The 16,765-nt window shown below is 30.3% G+C and carries 18 protein-coding genes and 1 pseudogene; 12 read left to right on the top strand and 7 right to left on the bottom strand.

The features are described from left to right. The first annotated feature begins 59 nt into the window (after positions 1 to 59). From ACWJKP_RS15440 to ACWJKP_RS15425, 4 genes are all read left to right on the top strand, one after another. Positions 60 to 371 (top strand): hypothetical protein, encoded by a 312-nt coding sequence (locus tag ACWJKP_RS15440; protein ID WP_165413217.1) that lies wholly within the window; start codon positions 60 to 62, stop codon positions 369 to 371. 335 nt (positions 372 to 706) lie between these two features. Next, positions 707 to 1,276, top strand: coding sequence for an acetylglutamate kinase (locus ACWJKP_RS15435; protein WP_224578807.1), 570 nt, complete (start codon positions 707 to 709; stop codon positions 1,274 to 1,276). Between the two features lie 217 nt (positions 1,277 to 1,493). Continuing rightward, positions 1,494 to 2,249: a sulfite exporter TauE/SafE family protein gene (locus ACWJKP_RS15430; RefSeq protein WP_165413218.1), complete on the top strand. Its 756-nt coding sequence runs from the start codon at positions 1,494 to 1,496 to the stop codon at positions 2,247 to 2,249. Positions 2,250 to 2,637: 388 nt separating this feature from the next. Beyond that, positions 2,638 to 4,371, top strand: coding sequence for a sensor histidine kinase (locus ACWJKP_RS15425; protein ID WP_462961302.1), 1,734 nt, complete (start codon positions 2,638 to 2,640; stop codon positions 4,369 to 4,371). 135 nt (positions 4,372 to 4,506) lie between these two features. Here ACWJKP_RS15425 and ACWJKP_RS15420 read toward each other — a convergent pair whose 3' ends face one another. The 6 genes and pseudogenes from ACWJKP_RS15420 to ACWJKP_RS15395 all read right to left on the bottom strand — a co-directional run. Next, positions 4,507 to 5,490 carry an ABC transporter permease gene (locus ACWJKP_RS15420; RefSeq protein WP_165413220.1) on the bottom strand — a complete coding sequence of 328 codons (984 nt, stop codon included), beginning with the start codon at positions 5,488 to 5,490 and terminating at the stop codon, positions 4,507 to 4,509. After that, positions 5,490 to 6,233, bottom strand: coding sequence for an ABC transporter permease (locus ACWJKP_RS15415; RefSeq protein WP_462960558.1), 744 nt, complete (start codon positions 6,231 to 6,233; stop codon positions 5,490 to 5,492). Before ACWJKP_RS15415 ends, ACWJKP_RS15420 begins: the two co-directional genes overlap by 1 nt. 10 nt (positions 6,234 to 6,243) lie before the next feature. Beyond that, a complete protein-coding gene (locus ACWJKP_RS15410; RefSeq protein ID WP_165413241.1) occupies positions 6,244 to 7,182 on the bottom strand; it encodes an ABC transporter ATP-binding protein in 939 nt (312 codons plus the stop codon). Then, on the bottom strand, positions 7,175 to 7,747 hold the full coding sequence (locus ACWJKP_RS15405) for a MarR family winged helix-turn-helix transcriptional regulator (protein ID WP_165413222.1): 573 nt from the start codon (positions 7,745 to 7,747) through the stop codon (positions 7,175 to 7,177). The genes ACWJKP_RS15410 and ACWJKP_RS15405 overlap by 8 nt, the downstream gene beginning before the upstream one ends. A gap of 622 nt (positions 7,748 to 8,369) precedes the next feature. Next, entirely contained in the window at positions 8,370 to 8,816 is a 447-nt protein-coding gene (locus ACWJKP_RS15400) for a MarR family winged helix-turn-helix transcriptional regulator (protein ID WP_165413223.1), read from the bottom strand. Positions 8,817 to 8,832: 16 nt separating this feature from the next. Beyond that, positions 8,833 to 9,282: pseudogene (locus ACWJKP_RS15395) on the bottom strand (class I SAM-dependent methyltransferase); the annotation flags it as partial. A gap of 36 nt (positions 9,283 to 9,318) precedes the next feature. Here ACWJKP_RS15395 and ACWJKP_RS15390 point away from each other — a divergent pair. The 3 genes from ACWJKP_RS15390 (at position 9,319) to ACWJKP_RS15380 (ending at position 12,232) form a co-directional block, all read left to right on the top strand. Then, positions 9,319 to 10,179 carry an MFS transporter gene (locus ACWJKP_RS15390; RefSeq protein ID WP_165413225.1) on the top strand — a complete coding sequence of 287 codons (861 nt, stop codon included), beginning with the start codon at positions 9,319 to 9,321 and terminating at the stop codon, positions 10,177 to 10,179. Positions 10,180 to 10,326: 147 nt separating this feature from the next. After that, a complete protein-coding gene (locus ACWJKP_RS15385; protein ID WP_165413226.1) occupies positions 10,327 to 11,055 on the top strand; it encodes an ABC transporter ATP-binding protein in 729 nt (242 codons plus the stop codon). Beyond that, positions 11,048 to 12,232, top strand: a complete 1,185-nt coding sequence (locus ACWJKP_RS15380; protein WP_165413227.1) for an ABC transporter permease — start codon at positions 11,048 to 11,050, stop codon at positions 12,230 to 12,232. The genes ACWJKP_RS15385 and ACWJKP_RS15380 overlap by 8 nt, the downstream gene beginning before the upstream one ends. Before the next feature lie 52 nt (positions 12,233 to 12,284). Here ACWJKP_RS15380 and ACWJKP_RS15375 read toward each other — a convergent pair whose 3' ends face one another. Continuing rightward, entirely contained in the window at positions 12,285 to 12,860 is a 576-nt protein-coding gene (locus ACWJKP_RS15375; protein ID WP_165413228.1) for a C40 family peptidase, read from the bottom strand. A 185-nt stretch (positions 12,861 to 13,045) separates the two neighbouring features. Here ACWJKP_RS15375 and ACWJKP_RS15370 point away from each other — a divergent pair, with 185 nt between their 5' ends. The 5 genes from ACWJKP_RS15370 to ACWJKP_RS15350 all read left to right on the top strand — a co-directional run bounded on the left by ACWJKP_RS15370 (position 13,046) and on the right by ACWJKP_RS15350 (position 16,600). Next, positions 13,046 to 13,237: a 4Fe-4S dicluster domain-containing protein gene (locus tag ACWJKP_RS15370; protein ID WP_202881873.1), complete on the top strand. Its 192-nt coding sequence runs from the start codon at positions 13,046 to 13,048 to the stop codon at positions 13,235 to 13,237. A 244-nt stretch (positions 13,238 to 13,481) separates the two neighbouring features. Further along, on the top strand, positions 13,482 to 13,712 hold the full coding sequence (locus ACWJKP_RS15365) for a PspC domain-containing protein (protein WP_165413229.1): 231 nt from the start codon (positions 13,482 to 13,484) through the stop codon (positions 13,710 to 13,712). Positions 13,713 to 13,937: 225 nt separating this feature from the next. Further along, on the top strand, positions 13,938 to 14,816 hold the full coding sequence (locus tag ACWJKP_RS15360) for a MerR family transcriptional regulator (protein ID WP_165413230.1): 879 nt from the start codon (positions 13,938 to 13,940) through the stop codon (positions 14,814 to 14,816). Positions 14,817 to 15,220: 404 nt separating this feature from the next. Next, positions 15,221 to 15,601, top strand: a complete 381-nt coding sequence (locus ACWJKP_RS15355) for an HIT family protein (RefSeq protein ID WP_318038344.1) — start codon at positions 15,221 to 15,223, stop codon at positions 15,599 to 15,601. A gap of 396 nt (positions 15,602 to 15,997) precedes the next feature. After that, positions 15,998 to 16,600, top strand: a complete 603-nt coding sequence (locus tag ACWJKP_RS15350; RefSeq protein WP_462961301.1) for a glycosyl-4,4'-diaponeurosporenoate acyltransferase CrtO family protein — start codon at positions 15,998 to 16,000, stop codon at positions 16,598 to 16,600. The last annotated feature ends 165 nt before the right edge of the window (positions 16,601 to 16,765 follow it).

Genomic DNA, 16,765 nt, shown 5'->3' with positions numbered 1-16,765 from the left:
TTGACTATAATAATATTGATATTGAATCATTATAATAAAAATGAAGGGAAGTAATCGGAATGAGTTTTTTATTTAAAGACAATGATAAAAAAGATGGGGTACAAGAAATTAAGTTTGGGAAAATTATAAATAAAAATAGAAAAATTATAAGGGAGGCAACATTTAGAATATTAAGTACTGCAATTATATATAATGATGAAGAAGATTATTATGATACATTGGCAACATGTGTTAATGAAAATAATGTAATAGAAACAATAAGCATAGAGGGATTTGATATACATGAAAATGTAGTAGATCTTAAAGGGGCGTATATTGACTATGAAGAAGATTCAGAAGTAAACTTCACTGGGACAATATACTATTTGTAATTTTATGTAGATTATGAAAAGAATTTCACCGTATTCACGAAAAATATTGGAAATAGATGGATTAATCATAACAGGAATATTTTTATACTAATTTATTCATTGTTTATGGAAAAATATAAATATGAAAAATTTAGATATGATAAAAAGTGTAATAATGTTTAGTGGCATTGTGTTGAAATAATAGAGAGGTTAGTATATCGTATACTAACCTCAATTTGTTATGCCCTTCTATATTCCTTTTTTTATGGGTACTTATTGCTCACATAAGCATATTATAGTATAAAAATTAGAAAGTGGTGATAACAATGTATTTATTTCCATATGATGCATCTTGGATGGTGGCGCAACGGCACATTACTGAGCCTAAGATAATTAGTGAAGCAGAAGTAGATTTAAGAAATATTATGCGTATACTTTGGGAACAACATATTGTCTGGACGAGGATGACAATAACAAGCATAATAAAAGATTTACCAGATGTAGATTTTGTTACTAAGCGACTTCTTCGAAATCCAACAGATTTTAAGTTAGTATTAAAACCTTTATATGGGGATGAAATTGCTTCTCAATTTAGTGAGTTATTTAAAAGTCATCTTGTCATCGCCGCACAGCTTGTTAAAGCAGCCAAAGCTGGCTATAGTAAAGAGGCAGCAGATGCTGAGAAAAGATGGTACGCAAATGCAGATGAAATCGCAGTTTTCCTTGCTAGAATCAATCCTTATTGGTCTCAAGAAAATTGGAAAACAATGTTATATGAACACTTGGCTATGACCAAAGCAGAGGCAATCGATATACTTACCAACAATTACGAAAGAAGCATCACAGTATACGATGAAATTGAAAATCAAGCTCTAAAGATGGCAGACGTTATGGCAGAGGGCATTGTTAAACAATTTTCAAAATAAGTTATCAATTCATCTTCTGCAAAGCTGTGCAGCTCTGCAGGAGATAATTTAATTATAAAAAGTATAGATAATTAAAGGCATATAGGGTAAAATTAAAAATATGGCACTTTATGGTTAAACAAAGGAGGAGTATTTTGGAGATTAATCAAATATCACAATTATTAAAGAATATTGGCACCAGTGGAACGCAATCCACAAGATCAGACTTTAAATATTAATGGGAATCATTCATATGTTTAATTTATCAACGATGCAATGGTCATGTTTAATAATATCGGCAATCTTAGTAGGAGTTTCAAAGACAGGAATAAGCGGATTTCTGATGCCTGTTATACCAATTATTGCTAGTGTTTTTGGAGGGAAAGAATCTACAGGTGTTATACTTCCTATATTAGTAGTAGGGGATGTTTTTGCAGTGTACTATTATAATCGACATGCTAAATGGGAAAATATAAAAAAACTTTTGCCATGGACAATCATAGGTTTACTACTAGGCGTTATAGTTGGAAACTTTATTAATGATAAACAATTTAAGGCGGTTATATCTATTTCAGTTTTACTTTGCTTAGTCGCTTTAATTTATACTGAAAAAAAAGGTGGAAATATAAAAGTCCCAACAAATAAATGGTTTTATGCAATGGCTGGAATTGCTACTGGCTTTACATCCATGATTGGTAATGCTGCAGGCCCTATATTCAGTGTGTATTTGTTATCTATGAACTTCAAAAAAAATGATTTTATGGGCACAACGGCTTGGTTTTTCTTTCTTGTTAATTTGGCCAAATTACCATTGCAAATTTTATTTTGGCAAAATATTTCATTTAAAACTATTTTACTTAGCATTGGTATGATACCAGCAATTGCAGTAGGAGCACTCTTAGGGATGCTTATGATTAAAAAAATTAATGAAAAAAACTTCAGATATATTATTATAATCATGACATTTATAGCAGCAGTAAGACTGTTGGTATAAGTTTAGAAAAAACAGTAATCCGATTTATAATCATATTTTACGCACAAGGATATAGTATCTTTAATGATTTAGATGAAATTTTTTCTTCTTCCAATTTTGATAAATAAAAATTATTAAATAAATGAAAAGGCTGTGAAGTAATTACTTCACAGCTTTTAATATTAGCTATAGAATTTTATAATTTTAAATATCCAATACGACAGTATTCCCCTAATTTAGCAAAGTTACTATGATAGAATGTTTTTAATGAAGTTTTTAAAAATAAAAATGTAAAATTTTGTACTGAGGTAGATATGGTTAAGAATAAAATAGAAGGTTTAACACAGGTAAAGTAGAGTGGAGCACATTATTTTTTATAAGAGGGTACGTTACTTAGGAGGAATTATTTATGAGGGAAGTTAAATTTTCAGAACTAATAAATATTGATTCACTAAAAAAGATGGCTGAAAATATTTATGCTGCTGTAGGCATTAATTTTGGAATTGTGGATATAGACGGCACAATTATTATTGCAACGGGATGGCAGGATATATGCACTAAGTTTCATAGAGTTCATCCAGTTACATGCATGCAATGCTCCATTAGTGATCAATATATTAGTGATCATATTATGGATGGTGTATATATATCTTATAAGTGTCTAAATAATATGAGGGATATTGCATTTCCTATTGTTATTTCAGGAGAACATTTGGCTACGATTTTTTTTAGCCAATTTTTTTATGAAGATGAAGTAATAGATAAAGAATATTTTGCCGCACAAGCATTAGAATTAGGTTTTGATGAAAAAGAGTATCTAGATGCGTTAAGCAAGGTGCCTGTTTATTCTAAAAAGAAGGTTGAGCATATAATTGAATATTATTCAGGGCTTATTATGACGCTTGCTGAAAGTGGTTTAAGGCAACTTACGTATGAAAATTCTCAGAATGAACTTGAAAAAAGCCAAAAATATCTAAGCGCAATTTTTAATTCCGTAAATGATTCAATATTTATTCATGATGTTTATGGAAATATAACGGATGTAAATGAAACTGCTACCACTATGTTTGGTTATTCGCGAAATGACTTAATAAGTATGAATGTATACGATATCATCTCAAAAAAATCTGGTAATACTAAAGTTGATATAGCATCGTTAAGCAGTAATGACCATTTGATACAAGAGTTTATAGTTAAAAATAAAAGTAGCAAAGAGTTTTGGGTAGAAGTTAATAGTTATGCTACAAAGATTCATGAAGATGAAATAATTATAGCAACAGTGCAAGATATTACAGAAAGAAAACGGAGTGAATTAACATTACAGAATGAAGCTGTTGAGATAGAGAAGTTAAGATCTGAATTTTTTGCAAATGTTTCTCATGAGCTAAGAACTCCCTTAAATATAATATTAGGTACAATACAAATTATTGGAATGTGTATTAATGATGAAGAAAACCTTATTAATAGGGAAAAGATTATTAATAATATAAATATTGAAAAACATAATTGCTTTAGATTGCTAAAAGTAATAAACAATTTAGTTGATTTAACTAAATTAGATGCAGGGTTTTATGAACTGAATAGGGTCAATTGTAATATTGTTAATATAGTGGAGGAAATTACTTTATCTGTAGCTGAGTATATTAATAATAATGGCTTAAGTCTCATATTTGATACTGATATAGAGGAAAAGATAGTGGCTTGCGATCTATATAAAATTGAAAGAATAATGCTTAACATGCTATCCAATGCTATAAAGTTTACAAATCCTGGTGGAAGCATATTTGTTAATATATCTGATGGTGAAGAATATATAACTATTTCAATTGAAGACACAGGAATAGGTATACCGGGCGACAAGGTAAATCTAATATTTGATAGATTTCGGCAGGTAGATAAATCGTTTACAAGGAATTATGAAGGAAGTGGTATTGGATTATCGCTTGTTAAATCGCTGGTAGAAATACAAGGTGGGACAATAACAGTTGAGAGTAAATATGGAGTTGGCACTAAGTTTTTTATAAAATTTCCTGTTAAAGTATTGAAGCATGATATCAGAGAAGAAAGTATTAAGGCTATTGATAATAGCATAAACGATTTTGAGCAAAGAATAAAAATTGAGTTTTCAGATGTATATAAATAGGACATGCTGGATTTAATACCTATTCCATTTTGACAAGCAGAATCTTCAAGAGCTCACTTCCACAAAGATAGACAAAGCCACATAATCTGTGCAGCTTTATCTATCTTTTGATTTTATACATACTTGAGATATCATTTAATAGATGCCTTGCCTCATTTTCCGCTTAGTAATAATACTTCCTAAGAGCCAAAATGCAACAATCCAAATAAGTAAATATATAAGCTGTCCTTTGAAATAAAACATGTTATTCCCGTTCTCTATCCCTTGAATCAATGTCATATATGATTTTTGTGGGAGGATACCGCAAATAGTATCAAAAACTTTATTGTTCCCCGTAAAGGAATAAAAACAGCCTGATAATATACAAGTTATTACGTATATAGCACTGGCCACTAAAGAGATGTTTCTCTCTAGCACTGATGAAATAAATAAAGCAAGTGATGTTGAGAGAGCAGTAAGAATTCCAATTAACATTGCTAGCATTAAAAGGCCAAATCCAATCTTTATATTAAAACACACCTTTGTGATAACAATTACTAGATAGGTGGGTATATAAAGACATAAAAATGTAAAAATTCCCTGTGCAAAAATATATTGCTTTTCGTTTACTGATGATGTTAATATCCGCCTAAATGTTTTTAGGGTTCTATCTTCTGGATAAAGGATTGTCAAAGCAACCCCCTGCATTAAAACAATCATTAGAATAAATCCTAAAATATTTGTTCCAACACCTCTTTTCGATTGTCCACTTTGATCGCTTTTGGGAATTTTACCGAAGTTAAAAAAGTTTTCTATGAGTTCCTTATCAGCTTTGCTTTTTATACCTGTTACCTCATAGGTTCCATCGTTCTTTTCTTCCACAACGGCAGCATATTTACCCAAAAGGAGATTTGAAGTAGCTGGTTTTTCATTCATTACATCAATTTTAATCCTATCATTTTTTGGAATGCTCTGTGCATAATTTGTTACCAAGGCAATATGTTCCTTCATCTCCATTTTTCCAGAAAAAAATACAGCAACTCCAATCATAAGGGGTACAACGACCACTGCAATTATAACTATCTCTTTTTTTGCTAAAATCCTGTTTAAATTATTTTTAAATAGATTGAGCACATTCATTATACATATTCCTCCGGTTTAAAAGTGATTTGACATATTATTATACAGATGATACTACTAAACAACACAATGAGAAGAGTAGGGAGGTATATGCTGAAGTCATTATCATAAATGACCTTAAATGTACATTCTGTAACCCACTTGACTGGCGATAAATAAGATATTCTCTCCACTATATTTCCAAGACTAGCTACAGAAAAAAACAAGCCACCCAAAAATATAAACAAAAACAAAAATATTTGCATTACAGAATTTGCTCCTTCTTCACTTTTGAAAATACAGCAGAACATGGTGCCGAGAGAGCAGCCAAATAACGAAAATACATTGATTAACAACATAATATACAGAATGTTTTTTCCTCCAAAGTTAATGTGAAAAATATATTGTCCTACAAGCAATAAAACACTGTATGAAACCGTACCCAAAATATAAGTAGCAATCAATTTAGATAGATATATCTCTGTTTTTGAAACCGGAGCATATACTATGCGAGTATTACCTTCCTTTACCCTTTCTTCCATAAATGTATTGGAAGCTGTCATGGCAATGAATAACGCTGTAAAAATCATCATTGTGACTCCATAATAATCATAGGAACTTACATGCCCTGCACCATAATTACCTTTTGTCACAAAACCCATAACCGCAATCATTATTATTGGAAATACAGTGTTAAACATTAGCAGAGTTGGGTTTCTAATGATATTCATAAAATCAAATTTGACTATTTTTATAAAGTTCATGTATTTCCTCCTAATCTCTTAGATTCTTTCCGGTAAGTTCTAAAAATACAGTTTCTAGAGATGCCTCTTTACTGCTCATACTTTCAATCTTACAGCCCTTTGCTATGATTACGGATATGATTTCATTGAGATTATCCTTTGACTTTTCGGCAGTTATTTTAAACACATTTTCAGTAATTTCAATTTTAGTTATGCCATCAATTCCGGAAAATTGATTATTGCTTAATTCATTTAAATTGTTTACATGAAAAGAATATGTGATTTCATCATTCACTTCCTGTTTTAATTCTTCTTTTGTACCTTCAGCAATAATCTTTCCTTCGTTCATAATAATGATTCTATCAGAAATCGCTTCCACTTCTTCCATGTAATGTGTGGAATAGATAACTGTTGCACCTTCATTTTTCAGGATTTTAATCGATTCCAATATATGATTTCTTGATTGGGGGTCGATACCAACTGTGGGTTCATCCATGATAATAAGTTTTGGCTTATGGGCAATGGCACAAGCAATATTTAATCTTCTTTTCATGCCGCCTGAAAAGGTTTTTGGCTTATCATCTTTTCTATCGTAAAGACCTACTAATTCAAGGGCCTCCTTGACCTGTTTTTCCAGCTGCTTTCCTTTGAGTTTATATAGACTTGCAAAAAAACGTACATTTTTCTCGGCAGTAATTTCTTCATAAATGGCCAGGTCCTGAGGAACTATTCCAATTCCTAGTTTGATGGCTTTTACATCCTTTTTTAAATCATGCCCCAAAATAGTTATTTCGCCATTATCAGGTGATAATATGGTGGCAAGGATATTGATAATTGTACTCTTGCCCGCCCCATTAGGACCTAAGAGTCCAAGAATTTCACCTCTATTTACTACAAAATTTATTCCATAAACAGCTTTTTTCGTATTATAACTTTTTTCTAAATTTTTAACGGTAACAATATTATTCATTTTTATCTGTCCTCTCATTTCGAGAATGATTTCTTCGTCTTTCAAATTCCTTTAATGCCCTCGCTTGATCGTCACTTAGTTCTTCTTCCCCTCCAAAACCAGCATCTTCTTCAAATCCATCCTGCTCTTCACCGTTGAAACTATACAGTTTCTTTAATAGGTTCCACAATATTTCCATTTCTTTCGTGGTGAAATCCTTAAAAACATCTGCGAAAAAGTTCATTCCTTTTTCACCACATTCCATCATGACCTGTTTCCCAGACTCTGTAATTTTAACATTTACCGCGCGCCTATCCTTCTGGCTCGGCATCGTGACAACGTAACCTTTATTTTCGATAATCGTTATCAGTTGTTTCACACTCTGTTTGGTGGTACCTAACTTTCTCGCAATATTGTTCAGCGTAGTTCCATCCTCCGGCAAATGAATAATTGCAATCATTGCCATAAACTGTCTTGAAGTTAAGCTCTCAAAGTATTTATCGCCTTGTACCTGAAGCTTATTGTTAAGAGAAAAAAGTGTAGCGTAAGTTTGCTGCATTAAAAATAAATCTCTATAGTTATCCATAAATACCTCCTATTATTAAGACATTATACTGTCGAAACAATAGTAACAGAACACTTTAAATTTGTCAATATACTGTCTATTTTTTGTGAATACAGTCAAACTATAATCTATATCTCAAACGACTATTAGTAGTTTGAGATATAGAACCTCAAAAGAGATTTAAACCGCCTGTGAGTTCTGTATCGTAGTTATAGTTCAGTACATGCTATCAAGGACTATAATTTTTATAAAGTTACTGTTTTACCTTTTATAAAGGAAGCTAACATGGCTAGAAAAGTAGGGTAGCAATAGGCATTGAAATGTATATAACTCCAGTCATTAAGAAAAACCATCTGGAGCTGAGCTCAGATGGTTTTTTCTTTGGTTGAAGATAGCATTTTATTATTTTGTATATTTTAGTTTTAGGTGTAACCTAAATAATAGAACTACCGGCATTTTGATGAAATCTACGCTAAAAGCAATTAATTTTTAATTACCAATTTATAGGGCTTAAATTTATATGTATTATTCCAAATATCTTCTGACGAGGGTATATATGTGTAGTTAAACTATTTTCCGTTCAAAATCACACCTTTCTATAAATTATTATTAAATTTTAAAATTTCACGATAATTTACTACTATTAGTTAGAAATATTGTATGCCATTTTTCTTATAAGTTTTAATAAATTTTCTCTATCTTCATAAGTATCTAAAGAAAGCATTATCTTTCCGTAAAGCTCTTCTTCAAATTTAATATGTTCCTCTTGTGCCATGTGACCTTCCTGCGTAAGTTCTAGTTTATAGGATCTTCTATCCTTGTTACTAATAGCTCTAATAATAAGATTACGCTTTTCTAATCTATCAATCATGCTGGTTAATGTACTTTTAGGTACATTTAATGTTTCTAATATATCTTTTATAATAATATTTTCTTTTTCAGAAACAATTCTAAGTATTGTAAGTTCATTAGTTCTTAGTACTTGTATTCTCAAAAACTTTGATTCTATTTCCTTATAATTGGAGGCTACTAGCATAAAATGCCATAATTTATTTAATTCATCTACTTGCTTTTTATATTCTTTATCCATATTATCACTCCAAAATTTATTTTATATTAGCATTAATAGCAAAACTTTTATGATTTATTTTTTTAAAGTTAAATGGCTTAAATCCAGACTTTATTAAGAGTTCTTCGATTTTATTCTTATGATATATTTTATAATCACCAGTATTACTTAGTTTGTAATATAAATTTAATACTTGCCTAATAACTACTGGTGCAGTTGGATCTCCAATAATTAATGTTCCATTAGATTTTAATATTCTTTTCATCTCCAATAATGTTTTATCTGGGTTCGGATAATGGTGAAATGATGCATTACATACAATTACATCAAAAGTATTATTTTCCCAAGGAATACATTCTGAATCGCTAACTTTTAAATCTGCTCTATTACCAAGATTTTTTTTTGCAACATCAATCATTTTTTCTGAAATATCTAAGCCAGATAATTCTATATTATTATTTTCAACTAATTTCATCAATACATTTCCTGTGCCACTACCTTTACGGCCTCTTGCATTTTATATATGGCAGCAGGATTTGCAACAGCTTCGCCACTTTTATTATTAAATTTTTACCTAGAACAGATATTTAACTATTCTCCTCTTAAATCTGGACTTGTACTGATGACTCTTTCACTAGCTTCGGTATTAGGTATTCCCCTAGGTAGTATTTTGGTTAAAAAGATTGGAGCAAGACTTGTTAATTTCTCAGGAATACTTATTGTTGGAGTAGGTACAGTGTTGTTATCGCAGATAAATATAACCACTTCAATAACAAGCATGAGAACAACACTTGTTATTATGGGAATTGGATTTGGATTTTCAGTACAATCAATCGCTTCATCAATAAAATACCTACCTGTAGAAAAAAGTGGTATGGCATCAGGAGTTATTAATGCTGCAAGACAAATTGGGATGTGTGTAGGCATTGCAGTTCTTGTGAGTATATTAAACAGTAATGTCACAAATGCAACTAATAATATTAAACAGGATGTTACGACCAAAATAAATTCACAAGTAAATCTAGATCCAATTATTAAAGAAAAAATGTTAAGTAAAGTTAATAATTTAAATCAAAATTCAACGTCATTTTCAAAGGAAGACGTCATTAAGGATATTGATAATCAAGGTAAAATGATGATAGCTAAGGTACCTAATGATAAAAAAGCAATAGTATTAACTACGCTAAAGGAACAAAAGAATAAAGTAGAATATATAATAAACTTCATTCAAGATATTAAAAGTAAGGAACAAAGCAAAGCTTTTGATAATACGTTTGTAGTTTCCTATACTATAGTTTTTATATTGTCTATATGTGGGCTATTTACTGATAGAAAACTACGAGAGGATGAAAAGATTACGCACCATACCCTTGGGGATAGATAAGTCGGAAAAAATCACGCTAAAAAATAGTAAACTATGGTATAATTTACTTATAAATTGTTGCAAATTGTCAGAACTTACGAAGGTATACAGTTGAAAGGGGTAAGTTTAAAGATATATCAATAAGATTTTACGCAAGGGGGAATTAAATTGTTAGAGGTAAAAAACCTTACTAAAAAGTTTAAAGATTTTACAGCGGTGGATGGAGTTTCTTTTGAAGTTAATAAGGGAGAAATATTAGGTCTCATCGGAGAAAATGGAGCTGGGAAAACAACTATAATGAGAATGCTTGCAACTATGCTTAAGGTAACAGAGGGAGAAGGGAAAATTTCAGGACATGATTTAGTAAATGAGCCTGAGAGTATTAGAGAGGAAATTGGAATTTTATTTGGTGGAGAGGTTGGCCTATATGACAGGCTTACAACGAGAGAAAATATAATGTATTTTGCTCAATTAAATGGGATGAACGCATGCGATGCCAAGAAAAGCATTGAAGAGCTTACGCGAGAACTTGAAATGAGTGAATTTATAGATAAAAGGGTAGGGAAATTTTCAAGAGGTATGAAACAAAAGGTAGCAATTGCGAGAAGTATTGTCCATAAGCCTTCAGTTATGTTATTTGATGAGCCAAGCACCGGACTTGATGTTTCTGCCACAAGACTTATTCAAGATTTTATATTTAAGTGTAAGTCAGAAGGTAAGGCTATAGTTTTCTCAAGTCACAGTATGGTAGAGGTTGAAAAGCTTTGTGATAGAGTTGTAATAATCCATAAGGGAAAAGTTGTGGAACAGGGAACAATAAGTTCACTAAAGGCTAAATATAATAATGAAGACATGGAAGATATTTTTGTTAATCTTATTGGAGGTAATCATGAATAAATTAGTTAGTGTAATATTGTTTAAAGAACTTAAGGACATGCTTAGAGATAAAAAGACAATAATAGTAAGTTTGTTAATTCCTCTTTTATTAATGCCTATACTTAGCTTTATTATGGGGAAAACTATGAATAGCGCTGAGGATTCTGTTGAAAAAAATATAAATATTGTGATGGTCGATAAGGGAAATAGTAGCATTGCAAAGATATTAAAAAGGGATAAAACTATTAAATTTAAAACGGGCATTGATGGGAAAGCCGCAGTAAAGGATGGAAAGGCACTGCTTTTTATAGAAATACCAAAGAATTTTGATGAATCTATTTCAAGTGGTAATGTTTCTGATTTAAAGATTTTTTATGATAATACAAATACAAAATCATCTATTGCACTTAGCAAGGTAACGGAAACAGTAGATAAATTAAGTAAACAAATAGTTGCAAATAGATTAAAAAAAATAAATATTGATGCAAAGATATTAACGCCGATAAAAATTGCTGAATCAAGTTTTCAAAAGGAAGAAAATGCTCAAGCTCAAATGTTATTAGGTATGATGATTCCTATGTTTATACTCCTGTACAGTGCAACAGGAACCCTTGCAGCAGCCACAGACCTAGGAGCGGGTGAAAAGGAAAGAGGAACACTTGAACCACTTTTAACAACAAAAGCTGGGAGACATTATATATTAACAGGAAAACTCTTTGCAATAACAATAATGGGATTTATGGTATCCGTATGTTCAATGATTGGTCTTATAATTTCAATGAAAATACCTGGTGGAATGTTCGGAAATGGAAGTTCATCAGTTGGCCTAAGTTACAAAGCAATAGCCTTAATTGGAGTAATAGCAATAATAACGACAATGTTTTTTGGTGCTCTTGAACTAGCAGTAAGTATATATGCTCGTTCTTTCAAGGAAGCTCAAACTTATTTGGTGCCATTTTCAATAATTCCGATATTTGCCGCTTATGGAACTATGTTTATGGATGCGAAAAACATACCTTTTCTTTATTTTAATATACCATTGCTTAGTATAAGCTCAGTGGTTAAGGAACTTACAAGTGGAATTTATAATTATGGTCATATAGGAATAACATTAGCATGGTCCATAGTTTATACGATAGTTGCTATTATTATAGCAAAACATATGTTTAATAAGGAAAGTGTAATATTTAGATCTTAATAATTCAAATTAAAGGAAGTCGATTTTTGACTTCCTTTTTAAATTTGTACAATTATTTTATTATCCTTTTACCTATTACAAATTTTTCTTTATAATATCCAGTTAATTCAGATGTTTTTATAACATCACCAGTTTTAGGAGAATGTATAAATTTACTGTTTCCAATATAAATTCCTACATGGGATACTTGAGATGGCAGATCTGGATTTGTCATAAAAAAGACTAAATCCCCATTTTCAAGATTATTCATATTAATAGAAACACCTTTATTTATTTGGTCCATAGTTGTTCTGGGCAAATTTATACCAAAATGCTTATAAGCATACTGAATAAACCCAGAACAATCAAATCCACCTTTTACATATTTACCTGTAGCATCTAATATTGCGGGAGTTGTGCCACCAAATAAGTATTTCATTCCTAAAAACGTATTTGAATATGACACTAAATCATTCCCATTTATTAAGGCTTCATATTGTTGCCCATTTTTAATATATTTAGCTTTGTTTAATGGTGTTTCAAAATTCGAAAAAATAACAAAAATCATATATACTATTGTTACTACTAAAATAATTAACATTATTAACCAAAGTCTTATTGGATTCCTTTTATTAAAAGATTTTCTCATATTGCCCCCCACACTACAATGTTTAATATAGCTATAGCCTTATATTAAATTACTGTATCATTTCTAAAAATATTCTAAAATGTTTAGAAAAACAAAACCCTAATTTAGCAAAGATTATATGGTAGAATGGGTCGAATGAAGGTTTAGATAATAAAATGTGAATTTTTTAAAAGGGGACGGACAAAATGGATTTGATAACTGTAAATGAAAAAAATGTATTATGCGAACAATGCATTAAGGAATGTCCAGCATATGTTCTAAAGATGGGAGAAAAGGGACCAGAAGAAGTAGCAAATACCACTTGCATTGCCTGTGGACATTGTGTTGCTATATGCCCGAGGGAAGCCCTAATCAGTGGGCAATATAAATTTCATTGATTAGGGCTTATATATATTGTACTGTGTGCTTAAACATTCTCTTTAAAAATCATTTTTGCGGGTTTTTATAGTTTTGAAAATTATATAATAAACATTTATGATATAATTGGTACATATTAATATAAGTTGGTAAGTATGTATGATATTTTTGATAGTAGTGATAATTAAATTATTTGTATAGTATAAAATTATAAAAAAAGTTAATATAGGGACATTCTAAAAATCAAAAATTGGAGGAATAAATATGCAAAAAAAATTATATAAGTCTACCACAGATAAACAAATAGACGGGGTTTGCGGTGGTATTGCTGAGTATTTTGATATAGATGCTACAGTTATCAGATTAGCTTGGGTACTTTTAACGTTAATATATGGTATAGGTATATTATTTTATATAATATGTTGTGTTGTTTTGCCAGTTAATAATAATACTCATTATGATGATAACGATACAATTCAATTTAAAGAATTATAAATGTAGGAACTTATGCTGGACAAACTATAAACCATCTTCATGTGCGCTTGATTCCCAGATATATAGGTGATGTGACTGATCCAATGGGTGGGATAAGGAATTTAAAAGAAACTTTAATTGAGTATGATGGATAGGCATTTAGTGCTTATCCGTTATTTTTTGTCAATTGCCTATTGACAGTTACCTTAGAGGATAGTTTAAACTCAATTTTAGGAGGCGATGATAATGAAAATTAATGAAGTAATGAAAGAAATAGGACTAACTAAAAAGGCAATTTATTACTATGAAGAGGTGGGACTTATTAGACCCCAAAAAGAGGAAGATAGCAATTATAGAATTTATACTATGGATGATATCAATATACTAATTACTATTAATGCTTTAAGAAAATTGGATTTCTCTATTAAGGATATTCAACTTATATTATTAGAAAAACAGGATGTTCCACAGGTTATAAAAAAACAGTTAGACATCATCAATGAAAAAATTAAACTGCTCGATAACAGTAAAGGAGTGTTAGAAAATTTGATTGAAAAAGGAATAGATTCAAATATTGATAATTTAAGGGTGTCAATTCAATGTTTAGAAGCCAAATCTAAAAATATTGCTGGATATATGCAAAAAGAACTTCATAGGATGCTACCAGGTAATATGGGGAAAATGTTTGCGATTCATTACGGACAGTTTTTGGACGAACCGCTAGATACTAAAGAAAAAGAGAAGGCTTGGATGAACCTTATAAATTTATTAGATGCTAAGGAAGAGGTTCAATATGCAGAAAATATAAAAGAACTAATTGATGAAATGTTTGGAAAGTATAGCGACAAAGATTTGATGGAATTAAATGAAAAATCGAAAAGTGTAACAAACAAAATATTAAAACGAGATGCGGAAGTCAGTGAGGAAGTAAAAAACGAGATGAAAGCACAAATTATAGAATATGAAAAAACGCCACAATATAAAAAAGATTTAAAAATTCAGCGGTTTATGATGGATAATATAGCTCCTATTTTTAATGAGATTGAAATATATTTATGTATTTTAAGCACTAGATTTGAGAGGTTCAATAAAATTTTACGTGCTTCAGCTATTACTGAAAATTAGGTACCCATTTTCTTAAGATTATATTATGATAAGGCAGGGATAATCCTTGCCTTTATTTTTATTTGTTATTATTATGATAATAGTATAAACGATTTTGCACACAGAATAAAAGTTGAGTTTTCATATATATATAAATAGTTTAGATATGCTTGACCAACGGATGATTTTAGATGTATTGTATTGATATGACTTAATTAGAATCTTGTATAATTTAACAAGAATTTAATTAAACACTTAACTGCATTATCTAATAACATGCTGAAACCATTGATTCCTATGGAGTTAAGTTTTAGTTAAAATTAGTTAAATTTAACTAATTTTAGCTAATTCATTGACAGTGGAAAAAAGGAGTATTTAATTAAAAAGTATGGATTCATATCTTAATATAAAAAAAGGCGGCGATAATAATGTCAGAATGTATATTTTGCGACTACGATGAATCAGAAATAATAGTAGAGAATAAATTGGCCTTTGCTATACTAGATCATTTTCCAGTAAATAATGGTCATTGTTTAATAATACCAAAGAGGCATTTTGCTAACTTCTTTGAGGCAACTGAGGAAGAGGTTAAATCAATATATAAATTAATGCACGAGGTAAAAGAAATGTTTGATATTCAATATGAACCAGCTGGATATAATATAGGTATAAATGTAGGGACTTATGCTGGACAAACTATAAACCATTTACATGTTCATTTGATTCCTAGGTATATAGGTGATGTAACTAATCCAAGGGGTGGGGTAAGGAATTTGAAAGAGGCTTTGGTTGAGTATGATGGTTGAAGTAGATGTAATTAATAATGGTAACATTAATTTGAAAATAGATTAAGAAAGTATTTTTCAAAGCTTTAGGGATTTTTATACTAAACCTTCCAATGCAGTGGATCTTTTGTTAATCAAATCTTCCTGCGAATATCCAAGAACACTTGCAAGACCAATCAAAACTTCCATAACGTTTTTTGCGTATATGCATGTTAAATAATCTATAGCTAGGATTTAGAGTATTTAACATGTGTATTGTCATTATAAGATTTCTCATTTTTTTTTAATGTTTTGTCATGAATTAAATTATAAAGCTATTGGGTAGCATCAGATATTTACGTATAAAAGAAGGGTATATGAATTCATTAGAGGTTGCTTAGATATAATACTTTATATAAGAAGGATGGTGCATACAACATGATCAAAGTAAATCAAAACACATTTCTCGAGCGTGTTATTGTAGTGACGACCACATGTGCGGTAGGGTATTTAATTTTATTCCCTTTTATGAGCATGAGTTCCTTAACATATAGTATTTCACTAAACTTCTTACTGATGATTTGGATGTCTATAGTGGAAACATTATTGAGGCCGGAACTCAAATCATCTTATTTTAATTGTCACCGTATTGAGGATGAAGGTAAAATATACAAGTATCTTGGTGTTCGTTTTTTTAGAAAATTACTAGTGTTAAGTAATTGGGAGAGAAGTAGAAAAAAGGAAACTCCTATCAGAAAATCTTTAATTTTATTAGAATATTATGAATACAGAACCCGGACTTCTGAATTTGGACACGGAATTATATCTATTATAATTGCAATCATTACCGTATATGTTTGTATGGCATATTCATTTAAGCAAACAATATGGTTAATATTTTTTAATATATTTCTTAACATATACCCTATTATTGTCCAGCGGTATAATCGGCCACGGGTACGGCGAGTGATTAATAAACATAAATTAAAACATCCTAATTTTGCTAAAGAAATTGATAATTTAGTGAAGTTTTATTACTAGGTATTATTTGTATCATATAAAATTATTAGCAACCTCAGTCTCAAGTTCCTTCAGAAAATGTCCCGAGGGGGGGATGTTAACAAATTGTGAAAGCTAAGCGGACAAGCTCTGTTGTTAATATGGTATATCAATAACCGTGATCAGAAGCTTATCTTCATTAGCAAC

It is taken from the genome of Clostridium sp. CM037 (genome assembly GCF_055081095.1).
This window is presented reverse-complemented; position numbering and strand designations above follow the sequence as displayed.